Here is an 18,373-nt window from a genome sequence, read left to right as displayed (position 1 = left end):
CGTCGTCATAAACATGCTCAGGAGAATTTATGAGCCGCTATCAGCACACGAAAGGACAGATAAAAGACAATGCCATTGAGGCACTACTTCACGACCCGCTATTCAGACAACGTGTTGAGAAGAACAAAAAAGGGAAAGGGAGTTATCTGCGTAAAGACAAGCATGCAAAACGGGGTAACTGGGAGGCCAGTGGCAAACAAGCGAATCGCTTATTTACCACTGGCCTTCCTGCTTTAAGCTTTCGATTAAACGCGGTTGTTCTGCTCTTTTAACAGATCGCGAATCTCACTCAGCAGCACTTCTTCTTTTGTAGGTGCAGGCGCCGCTGCCGGCTCTTCTTTTTTACGGTTCAGCTTGTTGATCAGCTTGATAGCCATAAAAATGGCAAACGCCACAATCACGAAATCAAATACGTTCTGAATAAATACGCCGTAGTGCATCACGACTGCCGGAACATCACCTTGTGCTTCACGCAGCGTGAAAGCGAATTGTTTGAAATCAATGCCCCCGATCAGCAACCCTAAAGGTGGCATGATAATGTCGGCCACTAATGATGAAACAATCTTGCCGAATGCCGCACCAATAATGACACCCACTGCCAAATCCACCACGTTTCCGCGCATCGCAAATTCGCGAAATTCTTTAATAAAACTCATTTTGTTCTCCTTGTGCCAGCTGACGACTATAAGTTTAACAAATGATTAGCTAATTGCCATTCGGGATAATTAAACGTTATGAAAAATAAAAGGCACAGAAATGAAAAGGATAAAGGTCGGGTGCACTTTTTCAGGCACCCGACACATTAAAGGAAGAATGGGCTGGGCTGGAATAAACGTTCGACGTCGGTAATAAACTTTTTATCGGTAAGGAACATAATAACGTGATCGCCTTGCTCAATACGTAAATTATCATTGGCAATCATGACATCATTTCCGCGCACGACGGCACCGATAATCGTTCCCGGTGGCAGCTTAATTTCGTCTATCGAACGGCCCACGACGCGTGACGTGGTTTCATCTCCGTGCGCCACGGCTTCAATGGCTTCCGCGACACCGCGGCGGAGCGATGACACCCCGACAATATCCGCTTTACGCACATGGCTCAGGAGCGCGGAAATGGTCGCCTGCTGAGGTGAAATGGCAATATCAATGACGCTGCCCTGCACCAGATCAACGTATGCCCGACGCTGGATAAGCACCATGACCTTTTTGGCCCCCATGCGTTTGGCGAGCATGGCGGACATTATATTCGCTTCATCGTCGTTGGTGACGGCAATAAAGAGATCAACTTGATCAATATGCTCTTCAGCCAGTAATTCCTGATCGGACGCATCGCCATAAAATACGATCGTATTTTGCAGTTTTTCCGCCAGTTCAGCAGCACGCTGCTGATCGCGCTCGATCAACTTCACGCTGTAATCTTTTTCCAGCCGGTGTGCCAGACCTGCACCGATATTGCCGCCGCCGACCAGCATAATGCGTTTATAGGGTTTTTCGAGACGCTGAAGTTCACTCATCACCGCACGAATATGCTGTGAAGCTGCAATAAAGAAGACTTCGTCACCGGCTTCGACAATCGTGGAGCCCTGCGGGCGGATTGGCCTGTCGTGACGGAAAATGGCTGCGACGCGCGTATCGATATGCGGCATGTGCTCGCGCATGGTGGAAAGCGCATTGCCGATCAATGGCCCGCCGTAATAGGCTTTAACGACGGCCAGGCTCACTTTACCTTCGGCAAAGTTCACTACCTGCAGGGCGCCCGGATATTCGATCAGACGGTAGATATTATCGATAACCAGCTGTTCTGGGGCGATGAGATGATCAATAGGGACCGCTTCTGAGTTAAACAGCTTCTCAGCATCGCGGACATAGTCCGGAGAGCGGATGCGCGCGATTCGGTTTGGCGTGTTGAAAAGCGAGTAGGCCACCTGACAGGCCACCATATTGGTTTCGTCAGAACTGGTCACCGCAACCAGCATATCGGCATCGTCAGCGCCCGCCTCACGAAGAACGCGCGGGTGTGAACCATGGCCCTGCACAACGCGCAGGTCAAATTTGTCCTGCAAAACACGCAGGCGATCGCCGTTGGTATCCACGATGGTGATGTCGTTGTTTTCGCCAACCAGGTTTTCCGCCAGCGTTCCGCCAACCTGTCCTGCGCCCAGAATGATAATCTTCATATCTCGTGACCTGTTCTCAACATCACTCTTTGATTAGCTTAGCGTAAAAGAAGCCATCACCCTCTTCTGCACCCGGCAGATTCTGCTTACCCGGGCATTCAGGCGTTCCCGTATCGCGCAGAGCAGCATCCGGGGTACGTTTAAGGAAGGCCGCGATTTGCTGACTGTTTTCTTCAGGAAGTACCGAGCAGGTTGCATACACCAGCGTGCCGCCGGGCTTGAGATGCGGCCAGATGGCGTCGAGGATGTCGGATTGCAACTGGGCAAGTTCGTTAATATCACGATCGCGGCGCAGCCACTTGATATCCGGATGACGACGAATCACGCCGGTTGCAGAGCAGGGGGCATCCAGCAAAATGCGATCGAATTGTGTTTCACCACACCATTCTGCGGGTTTGCGTCCATCGCCTTGCTTAACCTGCGCCTTCATGCCCAGGCGCTTGAGGTTGTCATAGACGCGTGAAAGACGCTGCTCATCAACGTCCACCGCCATCACGCTGGCCTGTGGAGCCACTTCAAGAATATGCGTCGTTTTGCCCCCTGGCGCGGCGCAGAGATCGAGGATCTGCTCACCGTTTTGGGGTTCAAGCCAGGTCATGCAACCCTGAGCAGAAGCATCCTGTACCGTTACCCAACCCTCTTCAAAGCCGGGTAATGCATTTACCGGTGCAGGCGATGCTAAGCGCACGGCATCAGGGTATGCGTCATGGGTGAAGCCGCTCATTCCAGCTTCTTCGAGTAATGCCAGCCATGCGTCACGGGTGTGGTGATTACGATTCACGCGTAACCACATTGGCGGACGCTGGTTGTTGGCATCGGCAATGTCCTGCCACTGCTGCGGATAAGCTTTTTTCAGGCGCTTCAACAGCCAGTCCGGATGCAGGAAGCGCGCTTCGTTTTGGGCAAATTCAGCCAGAAGCTCATCCTGCTGTCGCTGGAACTGGCGCAATACGCCGTTGATCAGCCCTTTCAACTGAGGACGTTTAATCGAAACGGCACCTTCCACCGTCTCTGCCAGCGCGGCGTGAGGTGGGATGCGGGTATGAAGAAGCTGATAAAAACCCACCATAATCAAATAATGTACGGTGCGCTGCTTGCCCGTCATTGGGCGGGACATCAGCTTATTAATCAGCCACTCAAGCTGAGAGAGTGTGCGCAGAACGCCAAAGCAGAGCTCCTGAAGCAGGGCTTTATCTTTATCAGAAACTTTTTGCTGCAGGGGAGGCAGGACGTTACTCAATGACTGGCCCTGCTCGATAACCTGCTCGACGGCCTGGGCCGCCATACTGCGTAGATTTTGTTTTTTCATAACCGTAAAAATAAAAATGCCCGGAAACACCGGGCCTTAAGAATAAATTTGCTCAGGCAAGGCGATTGCCCGGGATAAACCATTCACGACGGGAATTTAACAGATCCTGAGCGCTCATGGCTTTCTTACCGGCCGGTTGGAGCGATTCAAGATTCAAAATCCCTTGCGCAGTCGCCACCTGGATGCCGTTCTTGCTGGCATCAATAATCGTACCGGGTTCCGCCGTCGTCGCACCGCTAATGACGGAGGCCTTCCAGACTTTTACTGGCTGCTCATCAATTTCCATCCAGCTCATTGGCCACGGATTAAAAGCGCGAATGCAGCGTTCAAGTTGAGCGGCTGACAGGGACCAGTCGATACGCGCTTCTTCTTTGCTCAGCTTTTCGGCGTAGGTTACCAGCGCATCATCCTGAACTTCCGGTTTTGCCGTATTGTCAGCAAGCTGCTGAAGCGTCTCGATAAGACCTTGTGGGCCAAGGTCTGCCAGTTTGTCATACAGCGTGGCGCTGGTATCGTCTGGCGTAATGGGGCAGGCCAGTTTATACAGCATGTCGCCGGTGTCTAAACCTACGTCCATCTTCATGATGGTCACGCCCGTTTCGGCATCACCCGCCCACAGCGCGCGCTGGATAGGTGCTGCGCCACGCCAGCGTGGGAGCAGAGACCCATGCACGTTGATACAACCCAGGCGCGGCATATCAAGCACGGCTTTTGGCAGAATTAAACCGTAAGCCACCACCACCATTACGTCGGCATTCAGGTCAGCAACCAGCTGCTGATTTTCCTGCGGGCGCAGCGATGCGGGCTGAAAAACGGGAAGCCCATGCTCTTCTGCCAGCACTTTGACCGGGCTCGGCATCAGTTTTTTGCCGCGACCAGCAGGACGGTCCGGCTGGGTAAAGACGCCAACAACCTGGTGACCAGACGATAACAGCGCGTCAAGATGACGCGCTGCAAAATCAGGGGTTCCCGCGAAGATAATACGTAGTGTTTTAGACACGATGATCCTTGTATCCGGGGGGACGTTATGCGCGAGAACGCAAACGATCCAGTTTCTCTACTTTCTGACGAATACGCTGCTGTTTCAGCGGCGAGAGATAATCGATAAACAGTTTACCGACCAGGTGATCCATCTCATGCTGAATACAAATTGCCAGCAGGTCGTCTGCCTCCAGTTCGAACGGATTACCGTCACGATCCAGGGCGCGAATTTTCACTTTTTCGGCACGCGGCACTAACGCACGCTGTTCAGGAATAGACAGACAGCCTTCCTCAATACCGGTTTCGCCACTCTTTTCGAGCAGCTCAGGGTTGATCAGCACCAGGCGGCCATCGCGATTTTCCGAAACATCAATCACGATAATACGCTTGTGAATGTCCACCTGCGTCGCCGCCAGGCCAATGCCTTCTTCGGCGTACATGGTATCGAACATATCATCAACGATACGCTGGATTTCTGCATTCACTTCTTTGACCGGTTCAGCGACGATGCGAAGGCGCTCGTCCGGAATATGTAACACTTGCAAAACTGCCATAAATTTCCAGAGTCGTGTTCAGGAGTTGATAAGAATACTCCCTCTATTCTAGACAAATCCCCCATCGATTGACAGCATCAGTGACCAATCGCAATGATTGCGGAGAGCGCTTATGGCAGGGGAAAGGATGACGTCTACCGAGATTTGGCTACGGCTCATGCACACAGGTTCTCTGTGTGGTGATGTCATGGTGGAAGCGGCTGCACGATTGCAGAGGCAGGAAGGCATCGATACGCTTGTCTTAAGAAATGCTGGACTGACAGCAAAGCAGGCTGAACGGTTCGTTGCGTTCGATGAGAGTGAGCTGGAACGTAGTCTGATATGGCTTGAGCAGCCGGGACATCATTTATTAACGGCCAATCATTCCCTTTATCCCCCTCTACTCCGCACGATCCCTGACTATCCCGGGGCTTTATTCATAAAAGGTAACCCTGAGACGCTTAATACCGTTCAGCTGGCGGTGGTAGGGAGTCGTGCGCCGTCATGGTACGGCGAGCGATGGGGGAAAATCCTGTGCGAACAACTTTCACATAGTGGTTTCACGATTACCAGCGGGCTGGCCTGTGGTATTGACGGCGTTGCCCACAGCGCGGCGCTGTCAGTAAAAGGACGAAGTGTCGCGGTGCTGGGGAACGGTCTTTTTAGCATTTACCCACGCCGGCATCAGGCATTGGCGATGCGGCTTATTGAGTCTGACGGCGCGATAGTGTCTGAGTTTCCGCTTTCCGCGCAGCCCCGACCGGCAAACTTTCCGCGTCGTAATCGCATCATCAGCGGCCTTAGCAAAGGCGTGCTGGTGGTCGAAGCCGCGCGGCGAAGCGGTTCGCTGGTCACGGCACGGTGCGCGCTCGAACAGGGGCGAGAAGTCTTCGCCTTGCCAGGCCCGATAGGTAATCCCGGATGCGAGGGACCGCACTGGCTGATTAAGCAGGGGGCAACACCGGTAACGGAAGTCGGGGACATTCTTGAAAATTTGCAATATGGGCTGCAATGGCTGCAGGAAGATCCCGAAAAGCGACAATATTCATCAGATCAGGGAAAGGTGGCATTGCCATTTCCCAAGCTCCTGGCTAACGTAGGAGATGAGGTAACACCTGTTGACGTTGTCGCTGAACGTGCCGGCCAACCTGTGCCAGTAACGGTAGCACAGCTACTCGAACTGGAGTTAGCAGGGTGGATCGCAGCTGTACCCGGCGGCTATGTCCGATTAAGGAGGGCATGCCATGTTCGACGTACTGATGTATTTGTTTGAGACTTACATCCATAACGAAGCAGAAATGCGAGTGGATCAGGACAAGTTGACACAGGATCTTACCGATGCGGGATTTGAGCGGGAAGATATCTACAATGCGTTGATGTGGCTGGAAAAACTGGCTGATTATCAGGAAGGCCTTGCCGAACCGATGCAGCTTGCTTCTGACCCATTGTCTGTACGCATTTATACCGCTGAAGAGTGTGAACGGCTGGACGCCAGCTGCCGGGGATTCATTTTATTCCTTGAGCAGATTCAGGTGCTAAACCTCGAAACGAGAGAAATGGTGATAGAGCGCGTCATGGCGCTGGATACGGCAGAATTTGAACTGGAAGATCTCAAGTGGGTGATCCTGATGGTTCTGTTTAATATCCCGGGCTGTGAAAATGCCTATCAACAAATGGAAGAATTACTCTTTGAAGTGAATGAAGGTATGCTGCACTAATTCAATGTGCAGCACCAAGAGTTGTTATGGCCAAATCAGCACTGTTCACGGTGCACAAAAACGAGCCCTGCCCGCAGTGCGGGGCTGAACTTGTTATTCGGTCCGGGAAACACGGCCCGTTTCTCGGTTGTTCTCACTATCCGGAATGTGATTATGTTCGTCCTCTGAAAAGCCAGGCGGATGGACATATCGTCAAAATTCTGGAGGGTCAGCTGTGCCCTCTCTGCGGTGGCGAACTCGCGCTACGCCAGGGGCGTTTCGGCATGTTTATTGGATGTAGCCGCTACCCGGAATGTGAACATACGGAACAAATTGATAAGCCTGATGAAACGGCAATTGCCTGCCCTCAGTGTCAGCGCGGTCAGCTTGTACAGCGCCGTTCCCGTTATGGTAAGACCTTCCATTCGTGCGATCGCTACCCTGACTGCCAGTTCGTTATCAATTTTAAGCCGGTAGCGGGAATCTGCCCTCATTGCAATTATCCGCTACTGATAGAGAAGAAAACCGCGCAAGGCATGAAACGCTTCTGCGCCAGTAAACAATGTGGAAAGCCGGTAACGGCGGATCAATATAGTGAATAATAACCTGCCATCAGGCTCCATTGCCCATGCAGTGGACGTACTGAAAAATGAAGAAGTCATCGCCTATCCAACTGAAGCTGTTTTTGGGGTCGGTTGCGATCCTGACAGCGAGACGGCTGTGAGCCGCCTGCTTACCCTGAAACAAAGACCCGTCGAGAAAGGACTGATTTTGATCGCTGCGAATTACGAGCAGCTTAAGCCCTATATTGATGACTCTATGCTAACGCCAGCACAGCGCGAGACAATCTTCTCCGCGTGGCCTGGACCGGTCACCTTTGTTTTCCCGGCGCAGCCGACAACTCCGCGCTGGTTAACCGGACGCTTTGATTCCCTTGCCGTTCGCGTCACTGACCATCCGCTGGTGGTGGAGCTGTGCCTGGCATTTGGTAAACCACTGGTCTCAACCAGCGCCAACCTGACCGGGCAGCCGCCATGTCGGACAACCGAAGAAGTGCTGGCGCAGTTCGGGAATGACTTCCCTGTCGCTGTCGGTGAAACGGGAGGGCGCCTGAATCCATCTGAAATTCGCGACGCTTTGACCGGCGAACGTTTTCGCCAGGGGTAATCTCATGGAAACCTATGCTGTTTTTGGTAATCCCATTGCACACAGCAAGTCACCGTTGATCCATCAGCAGTTCGCGGAGCAGCTGCAGATAGATCACCCCTATGGTCGCGTACTGGCGCCAGTGGATGCCTTTATCCCTACGCTTGAGGCCTTTTTCGCCGCGGGGGGCAAAGGCGCGAATGTGACGGTCCCGTTTAAAGAAGAAGCCTTCGAACGTGCGGATGAGCTGACCGAACGCGCTTCACTTGCTGGTGCAGTCAATACCCTAAAACGGCTTGAGGATGGACGCCTTCTGGGGGACAACACCGACGGGATTGGTTTACTCAGCGATCTGGAAAGACTCTCCTTTATCAAGCCCGGTTTCCGGATCCTGCTGATTGGCGCGGGTGGCGCATCGCGGGGCGTTTTGTTGCCTCTGCTTTCACTGGACTGTTCGGTGACCATCACGAACAGAACCTTTTCCCGGGCAGAAGCGCTGGCGGCGTTGTTTGCGCATACCGGCAGCGTGAGCGCGGTAGCGCTTGACGATCTTGCCGAACGTGAGTTCGATCTTGTCATTAATGCCACATCCAGCGGCATCAACGGTGAGATCCCAGCGATCCCCGCTTCGCTGGTCAGTGCGCATATGTACTTCTATGACATGTTCTATCAGAAAGGGAAGACGCCTTTCCTGAACTGGTGTGAACAACACGGCGCGAAACAGTTAGCCGATGGGCTGGGAATGCTGGTGGGGCAGGCTGCGCATGCGGTGCTGCTCTGGCACGGCGTGTTGCCTGCGGTCGAGCCGGTCATTGAAAAGCTAAAGCAGGAGCTTTCGGCGTGAATCAGGCTATTCATTTCCCGGACAGAGAGAGCTGGGATGAGCATAAACAAGCGGTCTGTTTTCCGGTGCTGGTGCAGGGCATGCAACTTACCTGCGCCATCCATGGAGAAACGCTGTTGCATCGTTTTGGCGGCACAGACCCGCTAGCGGTATTTTGCGAAAATCGCTGGGATCTTGAAGAGGAAGCCAGCGATTTAATCCGCGAACAGCAGGAAGACGATCAGGGCTGGGTTTGGTTATCCTGATCCAGATAGTCATTCTTCCATTTTACGTAGTTGTTCGCCGAGTATTTTAATCCTTCGATCTCTGCCTCCTTAAGGGGGCGGATCTGTTTTACCGGACTTCCCAGATAGAGATAACCGCTCTCCAGCCGTTTGTTCTGCGGGACCAGGCTACCGGCACCAATCATTACGTCATCTTCTACTATGACGCCATCCAGCAAAATCGACCCCATGCCAACAAGGACGCGATTTCCGATCGTGCAGCCGTGGAGCATCACTTTATGGCCAACGGTAACATCCTCTCCAATGATGAGGGGATTACCCTCGGGGTTATAGGAGGATTTGTGCGTGACATGCAGAACGCTACCGTCCTGAATGTTGGTACGTGCACCAATCGACACATAGTTAACATCTCCCCTGATGGCGACGAGCGGCCAGATGCTGACATCTTCGGCCATTCGCACATCACCAACGACCACGCTGCTGGCATCGATCATCACGCGATCGCCTTTTTGGGGGAACAGATCTTTATAAGGACGCAATACTGCAGACATATCTACCTCTAAGAATGAGCGCTATACAGAAGACTTTGATCGTATTAATGGATCGAGGCAAGGCAAAATACGTCAATATTTAAGCAGATCGGGCGGGATTTCAGCGAAAAGCGCGGAAAATCAGCAGTCGGAAAAAAAGATCTAAAAAATACTTGTGCTAAAAATTGGGATCCCTATAATGCGCCTCCATCGACACGGCGGATGTGAATCACTTCACACAACAAGCGGTTCGGTTGAAGAGAAAAAATCCTGAAATAACGGGTTGACTCTGAAAGAGGAAAGCGTAATATACGCCACCTCGCAACGGTGAGCGAAAGCCGCGTTGCACTGCTCTTTAACAATTTATCAGACAATCTGTGTGGGCACTCAAAGTGACATGGATTCTTAATGTCTTCGGACAATAAATGAATACCAAGTCTCTGAGTGAACATGCGTAATTCATTACGAAGTTTAATTCACGAGCATCAAACTTAAATTGAAGAGTTTGATCATGGCTCAGATTGAACGCTGGCGGCAGGCCTAACACATGCAAGTCGAGCGGCAGCGGAAAGTAGCTTGCTACTTTGCCGGCGAGCGGCGGACGGGTGAGTAATGTCTGGGAAACTGCCTGATGGAGGGGGATAACTACTGGAAACGGTAGCTAATACCGCATAACGTCGCAAGACCAAAGAGGGGGACCTTCGGGCCTCTTGCCATCAGATGTGCCCAGATGGGATTAGCTAGTAGGTGGGGTAACGGCTCACCTAGGCGACGATCCCTAGCTGGTCTGAGAGGATGACCAGCCACACTGGAACTGAGACACGGTCCAGACTCCTACGGGAGGCAGCAGTGGGGAATATTGCACAATGGGCGCAAGCCTGATGCAGCCATGCCGCGTGTATGAAGAAGGCCTTCGGGTTGTAAAGTACTTTCAGCGGGGAGGAAGGTGTTGAGGTTAATAACCTCAGCAATTGACGTTACCCGCAGAAGAAGCACCGGCTAACTCCGTGCCAGCAGCCGCGGTAATACGGAGGGTGCAAGCGTTAATCGGAATTACTGGGCGTAAAGCGCACGCAGGCGGTCTGTCAAGTCGGATGTGAAATCCCCGGGCTCAACCTGGGAACTGCATTCGAAACTGGCAGGCTAGAGTCTTGTAGAGGGGGGTAGAATTCCAGGTGTAGCGGTGAAATGCGTAGAGATCTGGAGGAATACCGGTGGCGAAGGCGGCCCCCTGGACAAAGACTGACGCTCAGGTGCGAAAGCGTGGGGAGCAAACAGGATTAGATACCCTGGTAGTCCACGCCGTAAACGATGTCGACTTGGAGGTTGTGCCCTTGAGGCGTGGCTTCCGGAGCTAACGCGTTAAGTCGACCGCCTGGGGAGTACGGCCGCAAGGTTAAAACTCAAATGAATTGACGGGGGCCCGCACAAGCGGTGGAGCATGTGGTTTAATTCGATGCAACGCGAAGAACCTTACCTACTCTTGACATCCAGAGAACTTTCCAGAGATGGATTGGTGCCTTCGGGAACTCTGAGACAGGTGCTGCATGGCTGTCGTCAGCTCGTGTTGTGAAATGTTGGGTTAAGTCCCGCAACGAGCGCAACCCTTATCCTTTGTTGCCAGCGGTTAGGCCGGGAACTCAAAGGAGACTGCCAGTGATAAACTGGAGGAAGGTGGGGATGACGTCAAGTCATCATGGCCCTTACGAGTAGGGCTACACACGTGCTACAATGGCGCATACAAAGAGAAGCGACCTCGCGAGAGCAAGCGGACCTCATAAAGTGCGTCGTAGTCCGGATTGGAGTCTGCAACTCGACTCCATGAAGTCGGAATCGCTAGTAATCGTAGATCAGAATGCTACGGTGAATACGTTCCCGGGCCTTGTACACACCGCCCGTCACACCATGGGAGTGGGTTGCAAAAGAAGTAGGTAGCTTAACCTTCGGGAGGGCGCTTACCACTTTGTGATTCATGACTGGGGTGAAGTCGTAACAAGGTAACCGTAGGGGAACCTGCGGTTGGATCACCTCCTTACCTTAAAGAACCTGCCTTTGCAGTGCTCACACAGATTGTCTGATGAAAAGTAAATAGCAAGGCGTCTTGCGATTGAGACTTCAGTGTCCCCTTCGTCTAGAGGCCCAGGACACCGCCCTTTCACGGCGGTAACAGGGGTTCGAATCCCCTAGGGGACGCCACTTGCTGGTTCGTGAGTGAAAGTCACCTGCCGTCATATCTCAAAACTGACTTGCGAGTCACGTTTGAGATATTTGCTCTTTAAAAATCTGGATCAAGCTGAAAATTGAAACGACACATCTTTAAGGTGTGTTCGAGTCTCTCAAATTTTCGCAATCAGAAGTGAAACATCTTCGGGTTGTGAGGTTAAGCGACTAAGCGTACACGGTGGATGCCCTGGCAGTCAGAGGCGATGAAGGACGTGCTAATCTGCGAAAAGCGCCGGCGAGGTGATATGAACCTTTGACCCGGCGATGTCCGAATGGGGAAACCCAGTGCAATTCGTTGCACTATCGTTAACTGAATACATAGGTTAACGAGGCGAACCGGGGGAACTGAAACATCTAAGTACCCCGAGGAAAAGAAATCAACCGAGATTCCCCCAGTAGCGGCGAGCGAACGGGGAGCAGCCCAGAGTCTGAATCAGCTTGTGTGTTAGTGGAAGCGTCTGGAAAGTCGCACGGTACAGGGTGACAGTCCCGTACACGAAAACACACAGGTTGTGAACTCGAAGAGTAGGGCGGGACACGTGGTATCCTGTCTGAATATGGGGGGACCATCCTCCAAGGCTAAATACTCCTGACTGACCGATAGTGAACCAGTACCGTGAGGGAAAGGCGAAAAGAACCCCGGCGAGGGGAGTGAAAAAGAACCTGAAACCGTGTACGTACAAGCAGTGGGAGCACCTTCGTGGTGTGACTGCGTACCTTTTGTATAATGGGTCAGCGACTTATATTCTGTAGCAAGGTTAACCGTATAGGGGAGCCGAAGGGAAACCGAGTCTTAACTGGGCGTTAAGTTGCAGGGTATAGACCCGAAACCCGGTGATCTAGCCATGGGCAGGTTGAAGGTTGGGTAACACTAACTGGAGGACCGAACCGACTAATGTTGAAAAATTAGCGGATGACTTGTGGCTGGGGGTGAAAGGCCAATCAAACCGGGAGATAGCTGGTTCTCCCCGAAAGCTATTTAGGTAGCGCCTCGTGAACTCATCTTCGGGGGTAGAGCACTGTTTCGGCTAGGGGGCCATCCCGGCTTACCAACCCGATGCAAACTACGAATACCGAAGAATGTTATCACGGGAGACACACGGCGGGTGCTAACGTCCGTCGTGAAGAGGGAAACAACCCAGACCGCCAGCTAAGGTCCCAAAGTCATGGTTAAGTGGGAAACGATGTGGGAAGGCACAGACAGCCAGGATGTTGGCTTAGAAGCAGCCATCATTTAAAGAAAGCGTAATAGCTCACTGGTCGAGTCGGCCTGCGCGGAAGATGTAACGGGGCTAAACCATGCACCGAAGCTGCGGCAGCGACACTATGTGTTGTTGGGTAGGGGAGCGTTCTGTAAGCCGTTGAAGGTGTGCTGTGAGGCATGCTGGAGGTATCAGAAGTGCGAATGCTGACATAAGTAACGATAAAGCGGGTGAAAAGCCCGCTCGCCGGAAGACCAAGGGTTCCTGTCCAACGTTAATCGGGGCAGGGTGAGTCGACCCCTAAGGCGAGGCCGAAAGGCGTAGTCGATGGGAAACAGGTTAATATTCCTGTACTTGGTGTTACTGCGAAGGGGGGACGGAGAAGGCTATGTTAGCCGGGCGACGGTTGTCCCGGTTTAAGCATGTAGGCGGAGGTTCCAGGTAAATCCGGTACCTTTTAACGCTGAGGTGTGATGACGAGGCACTACGGTGCTGAAGTAACAAATGCCCTGCTTCCAGGAAAAGCCTCTAAGCATCAGGTAACACGAAATCGTACCCCAAACCGACACAGGTGGTCAGGTAGAGAATACCAAGGCGCTTGAGAGAACTCGGGTGAAGGAACTAGGCAAAATGGTGCCGTAACTTCGGGAGAAGGCACGCTGATATGTAGGTGAAGCCCCTGCGGGTGGAGCTGAAATCAGTCGAAGATACCAGCTGGCTGCAACTGTTTATTAAAAACACAGCACTGTGCAAACACGAAAGTGGACGTATACGGTGTGACGCCTGCCCGGTGCCGGAAGGTTAATTGATGGGGTTAGCGGCAACGCGAAGCTCTTGATCGAAGCCCCGGTAAACGGCGGCCGTAACTATAACGGTCCTAAGGTAGCGAAATTCCTTGTCGGGTAAGTTCCGACCTGCACGAATGGCGTAATGATGGCCAGGCTGTCTCCACCCGAGACTCAGTGAAATTGAACTCGCTGTGAAGATGCAGTGTACCCGCGGCAAGACGGAAAGACCCCGTGAACCTTTACTATAGCTTGACACTGAACACTGGTCCTTGATGTGTAGGATAGGTGGGAGGCTTTGAAGCGTGGACGCCAGTCTGCGTGGAGCCGTCCTTGAAATACCACCCTTTAATGGCTGGTGTTCTAACGTAGACCCGTGATCCGGGTTGCGGACAGTGTCTGGTGGGTAGTTTGACTGGGGCGGTCTCCTCCCAAAGAGTAACGGAGGAGCACGAAGGTTAGCTAATCCTGGTCGGACATCAGGAGGTTAGTGCAATGGCATAAGCTAGCTTGACTGCGAGAGTGACGGCTCGAGCAGGTGCGAAAGCAGGTCATAGTGATCCGGTGGTTCTGAATGGAAGGGCCATCGCTCAACGGATAAAAGGTACTCCGGGGATAACAGGCTGATACCGCCCAAGAGTTCATATCGACGGCGGTGTTTGGCACCTCGATGTCGGCTCATCACATCCTGGGGCTGAAGTAGGTCCCAAGGGTATGGCTGTTCGCCATTTAAAGTGGTACGCGAGCTGGGTTTAGAACGTCGTGAGACAGTTCGGTCCCTATCTGCCGTGGGCGCTGGAGAATTGAGGGGGGCTGCTCCTAGTACGAGAGGACCGGAGTGGACGCATCACTGGTGTTCGGGTTGTCATGCCAATGGCACTGCCCGGTAGCTAAATGCGGAAAAGATAAGTGCTGAAAGCATCTAAGCACGAAACTTGCCCCGAGATGAGTTCTCCCTGAGACTTTAAGTCTCCTGAAGGAACGTTGAAGACGACGACGTTGATAGGTCGGGTGTGTAAGCGCAGCGATGCGTTGAGCTAACCGATACTAATGAACCGTGAGGCTTAACCTTACAACGCCGAAGATGTTTTGGCGAAGAGACGAACAATCAAAATTCAGCCTTGATACAGATTAAACAGAATTTGCCTGGCGGCTTTAGCGCGGTGGTCCCACCTGACCCCATGCCGAACTCAGAAGTGAAACGCCGTAGCGCCGATGGTAGTGTGGGGTCTCCCCATGTGAGAGTAGGGAACTGCCAGGCATCAAATTTAGCGTGCTGATATGGCTCAGTTGGTAGAGCGCACCCTTGGTAAGGGTGAGGTCCCCAGTTCGACTCTGGGTATCAGCACCACTTTATACTTAGGTTAAAGTTCGGCAAGAAGTAAAAGAATTTGTCTGGCGGCTTTAGCGCGGTGGTCCCACCTGACCCCATGCCGAACTCAGAAGTGAAACGCCGTAGCGCCGATGGTAGTGTGGGGTCTCCCCATGTGAGAGTAGGGAACTGCCAGACATCAAACAAGTGAAGAGGCCATCCGAAAGGATGGCCTTTTTGCGTTATGATTCTCGTGAAAACGATAGGCCCGGTAAGCGCAGCGCCACCGGGCAAAAAAAGGAGATTAATGAATCACCTGCGACAGGAATGCTCGCGTACGTTCTGACTTGGGATGCGCAAAGAACTCATCCGGTGGCGCCTGCTCAACAATCTCCCCACGGTCCATAAAGATCACCCGGTCAGCCACGGTTCTCGCGAACCCCATCTCATGCGTGACGCACAGCATAGTCATGCCGGATTGTGCCAGCCCAATCATGGTGTCCAGAACCTCCTTCACCATTTCCGGATCGAGAGCTGATGTCGGTTCATCAAACAGCATAATTTTCGGTTTCATACACAGTGAACGGGCGATAGCCACACGCTGCTGCTGGCCACCCGATATCTGGCCAGGGAACTTATTCGCATGCTCAGCGATACGTACACGCTCCAGGTAGTGCATTGCCAGCGCCTCGGCTTCCTTTTTCGGCATCTTCCGTACCCAAATCGGTGCAAGCGTACAGTTCTGCAGAACGGTCAGGTGCGGAAACAGATTAAAGTGCTGAAAGACCATTCCCACTTCCTGACGCACGCGTTCGATATTGCGGATATCTTCATTTAGCTCGATACCATCAACCACGATGCGTCCTTGCTGATGCTCTTCAAGATGGTTAATGCAGCGAATGGTTGTGGATTTCCCGGATCCGGAAGGGCCGCACAGGACAATGCGTTCGCCCTGCTTGACCTTGAGATTAATGTCCTTCAGGACATGAAACTGTCCGTACCATTTGTTCACGTTTTCCAGCGTAATCATCGCGTCGGCGGGTGTCATAGTTATTTGGCTCATATTTTCCTCAGTGCGGTGTACGCCCGGTGTTAAAGCGCTTTTCCAGATGCTGGCTGTAGCGCGACATGCTAAAACAAAAGATCCAGTAGATCAGGGCAGCAAAGACATATCCTTCGGTGGACATGCCCAGCCAGACAGGGTCAACGGTTGCCTGCTGCACGCTGCTAAAGAGATCGAACAATCCGATGATGATCACCAGGCTGGTATCCTTGAAGAGGGCAATGATCGTGTTGACCAGGCCCGGGATGACCAGCTTGAGTGCCTGGGGAAGAATGACCAGCCCCTGCGTTTTCCAGTAGCCGAGCGCCAGTGATTCTGCCGCTTCGTACTGGCCTTTAGGCAACGCCTGCAGACCTCCGCGCACAACTTCTGCAACATAGGCGGACTGGAAGAGAATTACCCCGACCAGGGCACGGATCAGTTTGTCGATCGTTGTGCCTTCAGCCATAAACAGCGGCAGCATGACCGACGACATAAACAGGACGGTGATAAGCGGTACGCCGCGCCAGAACTCAATGAAGATAACGGAGAGCACGCGGACGATCGGCATTTTTGAACGTCGTCCCAGAGCAAGTAAAATCCCCCACGGCAGAGCACCGGCTATCCCCACTGATGCGATAATCAACGTCAGCGTCAGCCCGCCCCACTGGCGTGTTTCAACGCGTTCCAGCCCCAGAAAACCGCCATAGAGCAGCACCCAGACAATAATCGGATAAACCACCGCCCAGACGGCAATATAGCGTCCACGATGAGGCAGCTTTTTCCAGAACATGACTGCGATAGAGAGCAGACCGATAACCAGCGCCAGATTAATCCGCCAGCGCTGTTCATGCGGATACAACCCATACATGAACTGACCGAAGCGTTCATGGATAAACACCCAGCAGGCGCCGGCTTTTGTACAGTCTGCCCGGGTTGAACCGACCCAGTTGGCCTGTAAAAACGCCCAGTTCAGCAGGGGAGGAATCAATTCCCACATGAGCCACAGGCAGACAATTGTCAGCAGGCTGTTACTCCAGCTGGAGAACAGATTCTTGCGCGCCCAGAGAATGAAACGTCCACCTGTCGAGTTGGCAGGGCGCGAGGAGTGCGACAGTATCGCTTTTGTCATCATAAATCCTTAGCGCTCGACCAGTGCTATACGACGGTTATAGAGGTTCATCAGCAGTGAAATTACCAGGCTGATGATGAGATAGACAGACATGGTGATGGCGATGGTTTCAATGGCTTGTCCGGTCTGGTTAAGCACGGTTCCGGCGAAGAGTGACACCATATCGGGATAACCAATGGCAGCGGCCAGCGACGAGTTTTTGACAATATTAAGATACTGGCTGGTCAGCGGCGGAATGATGACCCGTAAAGCCTGCGGGATGATGACCTGGCGAAGCGTCACGGTATGCGGTAATCCCAGTGAGCGTGCCGCCTCGTGCTGTCCGTAAGGTACGGCCTGGATCCCGGCACGGATAATCTCGGCAATAAACGCGGACGTATAAATCGACAGCGCCAATGTCAGAGCTGCCAGTTCGGGAATTAATACCATTCCTCCCTGAAAGTTGAAGCCCCGCAGATGGGGAATGTCCCAGTGCAGCGCGGCCCCAAACAGCCAGTGAGCCACCAGTGGCAGGCTAACGATCAGGACGACTGCCGTGGGCCAGGTTCTGCGAAGCTGGCCGGTTTTGATCTGATGCGTGCGGTTAAAGCGGAATATCCCAGTAGTGAGAGCAAGCGCGATCGCAATCGCGCCGATAAAAGCGTACAGACCTTCACCTGGCAGAGGAGAAGGAATGGACAGCCCACGGTTGCTCAGGAAAAAAAGCTCAAACGCGTCGACGGCCTGACGGGGGCCGGGTAGGTTACGCAATACGGCAAAATACCAGAAGAAGATCTGCAGGAGCGGGGGGATATTGCGGAACGTTTCAATATAAACAGTCGACAGCTTCCGCAGGAGCCAGTTTTCAGAAAGACGTGCCAGGCCAATAAAGAAGCCCAGTATCGACGCGAAGACGATACAAAGAGCCGATACCAGCAGCGTATTCAGTAAACCGACCACGAACACGCGTCCATACGTGTCACCTTCCTGGTAATCAATAAGATGCTGAACAATGCCAAACCCCGCGCTGCGATCTAAAAACGCGAAACCGGAGGTAATGCCGCGATTATTCAGGTTGGTGATGGTGTTATGGATGAGATACACGGCGATGAGAACAACCGCAACAATAGCAATAATCTGGAATAGCCAGGCGCGGACCGCGGGATGAGAAAAGGATAGCGATCCTTTTACGGCTGAGCGGCGATGGGACATAAAGAAACCTCAGTAACCATGACTCTGGAGTGGGCACTGCCGG

16 protein-coding genes, 2 tRNA genes and 4 rRNA genes are annotated in these 18,373 nt (G+C 52.8%); 13 read left to right on the top strand and 9 right to left on the bottom strand.

The features are described 5' to 3' along the window. Positions 1-29: 29 nt before the first annotated feature. Complete coding sequence (locus V1572_RS00740; protein ID WP_045909530.1) at positions 30-272, top strand: alternative ribosome-rescue factor A; 243 nt, start codon at positions 30-32, stop codon at positions 270-272. On the opposite strand, the gene mscL is transcribed toward V1572_RS00740, so the two are convergent. The 5 genes from mscL to def form a co-directional block, all read right to left on the bottom strand. Beyond that, positions 246-656 carry a large-conductance mechanosensitive channel protein MscL gene (gene mscL, locus V1572_RS00735; RefSeq protein WP_025759210.1) on the bottom strand — a complete coding sequence of 137 codons (411 nt, stop codon included), beginning with the start codon at positions 654-656 and terminating at the stop codon, positions 246-248. The two genes, V1572_RS00740 and mscL, sit on opposite strands and share 27 nt — an antisense overlap. 146 nt (positions 657-802) lie before the next feature. Continuing rightward, entirely contained in the window at positions 803-2,179 is a 1,377-nt protein-coding gene (trkA, locus tag V1572_RS00730) for a Trk system potassium transporter TrkA (protein ID WP_025759209.1), read from the bottom strand. Between the two features lie 22 nt (positions 2,180-2,201). Next, positions 2,202-3,488 (bottom strand): 16S rRNA (cytosine(967)-C(5))-methyltransferase RsmB, encoded by a 1,287-nt coding sequence (gene rsmB / locus V1572_RS00725; protein WP_395299628.1) that lies wholly within the window; start codon positions 3,486-3,488, stop codon positions 2,202-2,204. Positions 3,489-3,540: 52 nt separating this feature from the next. Next, entirely contained in the window at positions 3,541-4,488 is a 948-nt protein-coding gene (gene fmt / locus V1572_RS00720) for a methionyl-tRNA formyltransferase (RefSeq protein WP_048030956.1), read from the bottom strand. 25 nt (positions 4,489-4,513) lie between these two features. Then, the gene (gene def, locus V1572_RS00715; RefSeq protein ID WP_008503479.1) at positions 4,514-5,023 is read right to left on the bottom strand and encodes a peptide deformylase; all 510 of its coding nucleotides are present in this window, start codon (positions 5,021-5,023) and stop codon (positions 4,514-4,516) included. A 127-nt stretch (positions 5,024-5,150) separates the two neighbouring features. Here def and dprA point away from each other — a divergent pair, with 127 nt between their 5' ends. From dprA to V1572_RS00685, 6 genes are read left to right on the top strand one after another with little or no spacing between them, the layout of a single operon-like run. After that, on the top strand, positions 5,151-6,275 hold the full coding sequence (gene dprA, locus V1572_RS00710) for a DNA-protecting protein DprA (RefSeq protein ID WP_048030966.1): 1,125 nt from the start codon (positions 5,151-5,153) through the stop codon (positions 6,273-6,275). Next, the gene (gene smg / locus V1572_RS00705; protein ID WP_008503477.1) at positions 6,247-6,720 is read left to right on the top strand and encodes a DUF494 family protein Smg; all 474 of its coding nucleotides are present in this window, start codon (positions 6,247-6,249) and stop codon (positions 6,718-6,720) included. The genes dprA and smg overlap by 29 nt, the downstream gene beginning before the upstream one ends. Before the next feature lie 26 nt (positions 6,721-6,746). After that, positions 6,747-7,301 carry a type I DNA topoisomerase gene (locus V1572_RS00700; RefSeq protein WP_045909528.1) on the top strand — a complete coding sequence of 185 codons (555 nt, stop codon included), beginning with the start codon at positions 6,747-6,749 and terminating at the stop codon, positions 7,299-7,301. Further along, positions 7,294-7,866 carry an L-threonylcarbamoyladenylate synthase type 1 TsaC gene (tsaC, locus tag V1572_RS00695; RefSeq protein WP_008503475.1) on the top strand — a complete coding sequence of 191 codons (573 nt, stop codon included), beginning with the start codon at positions 7,294-7,296 and terminating at the stop codon, positions 7,864-7,866. The genes V1572_RS00700 and tsaC overlap by 8 nt, the downstream gene beginning before the upstream one ends. Positions 7,867-7,870: 4 nt before the next feature. Continuing rightward, a complete protein-coding gene (gene aroE / locus V1572_RS00690) occupies positions 7,871-8,689 on the top strand; it encodes a shikimate dehydrogenase (protein ID WP_045909527.1) in 819 nt (272 codons plus the stop codon). Beyond that, entirely contained in the window at positions 8,686-8,934 is a 249-nt protein-coding gene (locus tag V1572_RS00685) for a DUF1488 domain-containing protein (RefSeq protein ID WP_023345007.1), read from the top strand. Before aroE ends, V1572_RS00685 begins: the two co-directional genes overlap by 4 nt. On the opposite strand, the gene V1572_RS00680 is transcribed toward V1572_RS00685, so the two are convergent. After that, positions 8,910-9,464 carry a gamma carbonic anhydrase family protein gene (locus tag V1572_RS00680; protein WP_048030960.1) on the bottom strand — a complete coding sequence of 185 codons (555 nt, stop codon included), beginning with the start codon at positions 9,462-9,464 and terminating at the stop codon, positions 8,910-8,912. The two genes, V1572_RS00685 and V1572_RS00680, sit on opposite strands and share 25 nt — an antisense overlap. A gap of 472 nt (positions 9,465-9,936) precedes the next feature. Between V1572_RS00680 and V1572_RS00675 the strand changes: the two genes are divergently transcribed. From V1572_RS00675 to rrf (V1572_RS00650), 6 genes are all read left to right on the top strand, one after another. Then, a 16S ribosomal RNA gene (locus tag V1572_RS00675) occupies positions 9,937-11,478 on the top strand. An 85-nt stretch (positions 11,479-11,563) separates the two neighbouring features. Then, a tRNA-Glu gene (locus V1572_RS00670) sits at positions 11,564-11,639 on the top strand. Positions 11,640-11,821: 182 nt separating this feature from the next. After that, positions 11,822-14,725, top strand: a 23S ribosomal RNA gene (locus V1572_RS00665). Between the two features lie 73 nt (positions 14,726-14,798). Next, positions 14,799-14,914 (top strand): 5S ribosomal RNA (gene rrf / locus V1572_RS00660). Positions 14,915-14,928: 14 nt separating this feature from the next. Further along, positions 14,929-15,004 (top strand) — tRNA-Thr (locus V1572_RS00655). A gap of 43 nt (positions 15,005-15,047) precedes the next feature. Further along, positions 15,048-15,163: ribosomal RNA gene (gene rrf / locus V1572_RS00650) — 5S ribosomal RNA — on the top strand. The 16S, 23S and 5S rRNA genes sit together here with 2 tRNA genes alongside, the layout of an rRNA operon. 106 nt (positions 15,164-15,269) lie before the next feature. On the opposite strand, the gene V1572_RS00645 is transcribed toward rrf (V1572_RS00650), so the two are convergent. Genes V1572_RS00645 through V1572_RS00635 form a run of 3 tightly spaced genes read right to left on the bottom strand, consistent with a single transcriptional unit; the run spans position 15,270 to position 18,330 of the window. Further along, a complete protein-coding gene (locus tag V1572_RS00645) occupies positions 15,270-16,028 on the bottom strand; it encodes an amino acid ABC transporter ATP-binding protein (RefSeq protein ID WP_014171880.1) in 759 nt (252 codons plus the stop codon). Positions 16,029-16,035: 7 nt separating this feature from the next. Continuing rightward, the gene (locus V1572_RS00640; protein WP_248222441.1) at positions 16,036-17,139 is read right to left on the bottom strand and encodes an amino acid ABC transporter permease; all 1,104 of its coding nucleotides are present in this window, start codon (positions 17,137-17,139) and stop codon (positions 16,036-16,038) included. 9 nt (positions 17,140-17,148) lie between these two features. Further along, the gene (locus V1572_RS00635; RefSeq protein WP_248222439.1) at positions 17,149-18,330 is read right to left on the bottom strand and encodes an amino acid ABC transporter permease; all 1,182 of its coding nucleotides are present in this window, start codon (positions 18,328-18,330) and stop codon (positions 17,149-17,151) included. Positions 18,331-18,373: the final 43 nt, after the last annotated feature.

The sequence above is a fragment of the Enterobacter quasiroggenkampii genome, from assembly GCF_043972695.1.
Lineage (GTDB): Bacteria > Pseudomonadota > Gammaproteobacteria > Enterobacterales > Enterobacteriaceae > Enterobacter > Enterobacter quasiroggenkampii.
The sequence above is the reverse complement of the archived record's forward strand: the minus strand, read 5'-3'. Positions and strand labels throughout refer to the sequence as shown.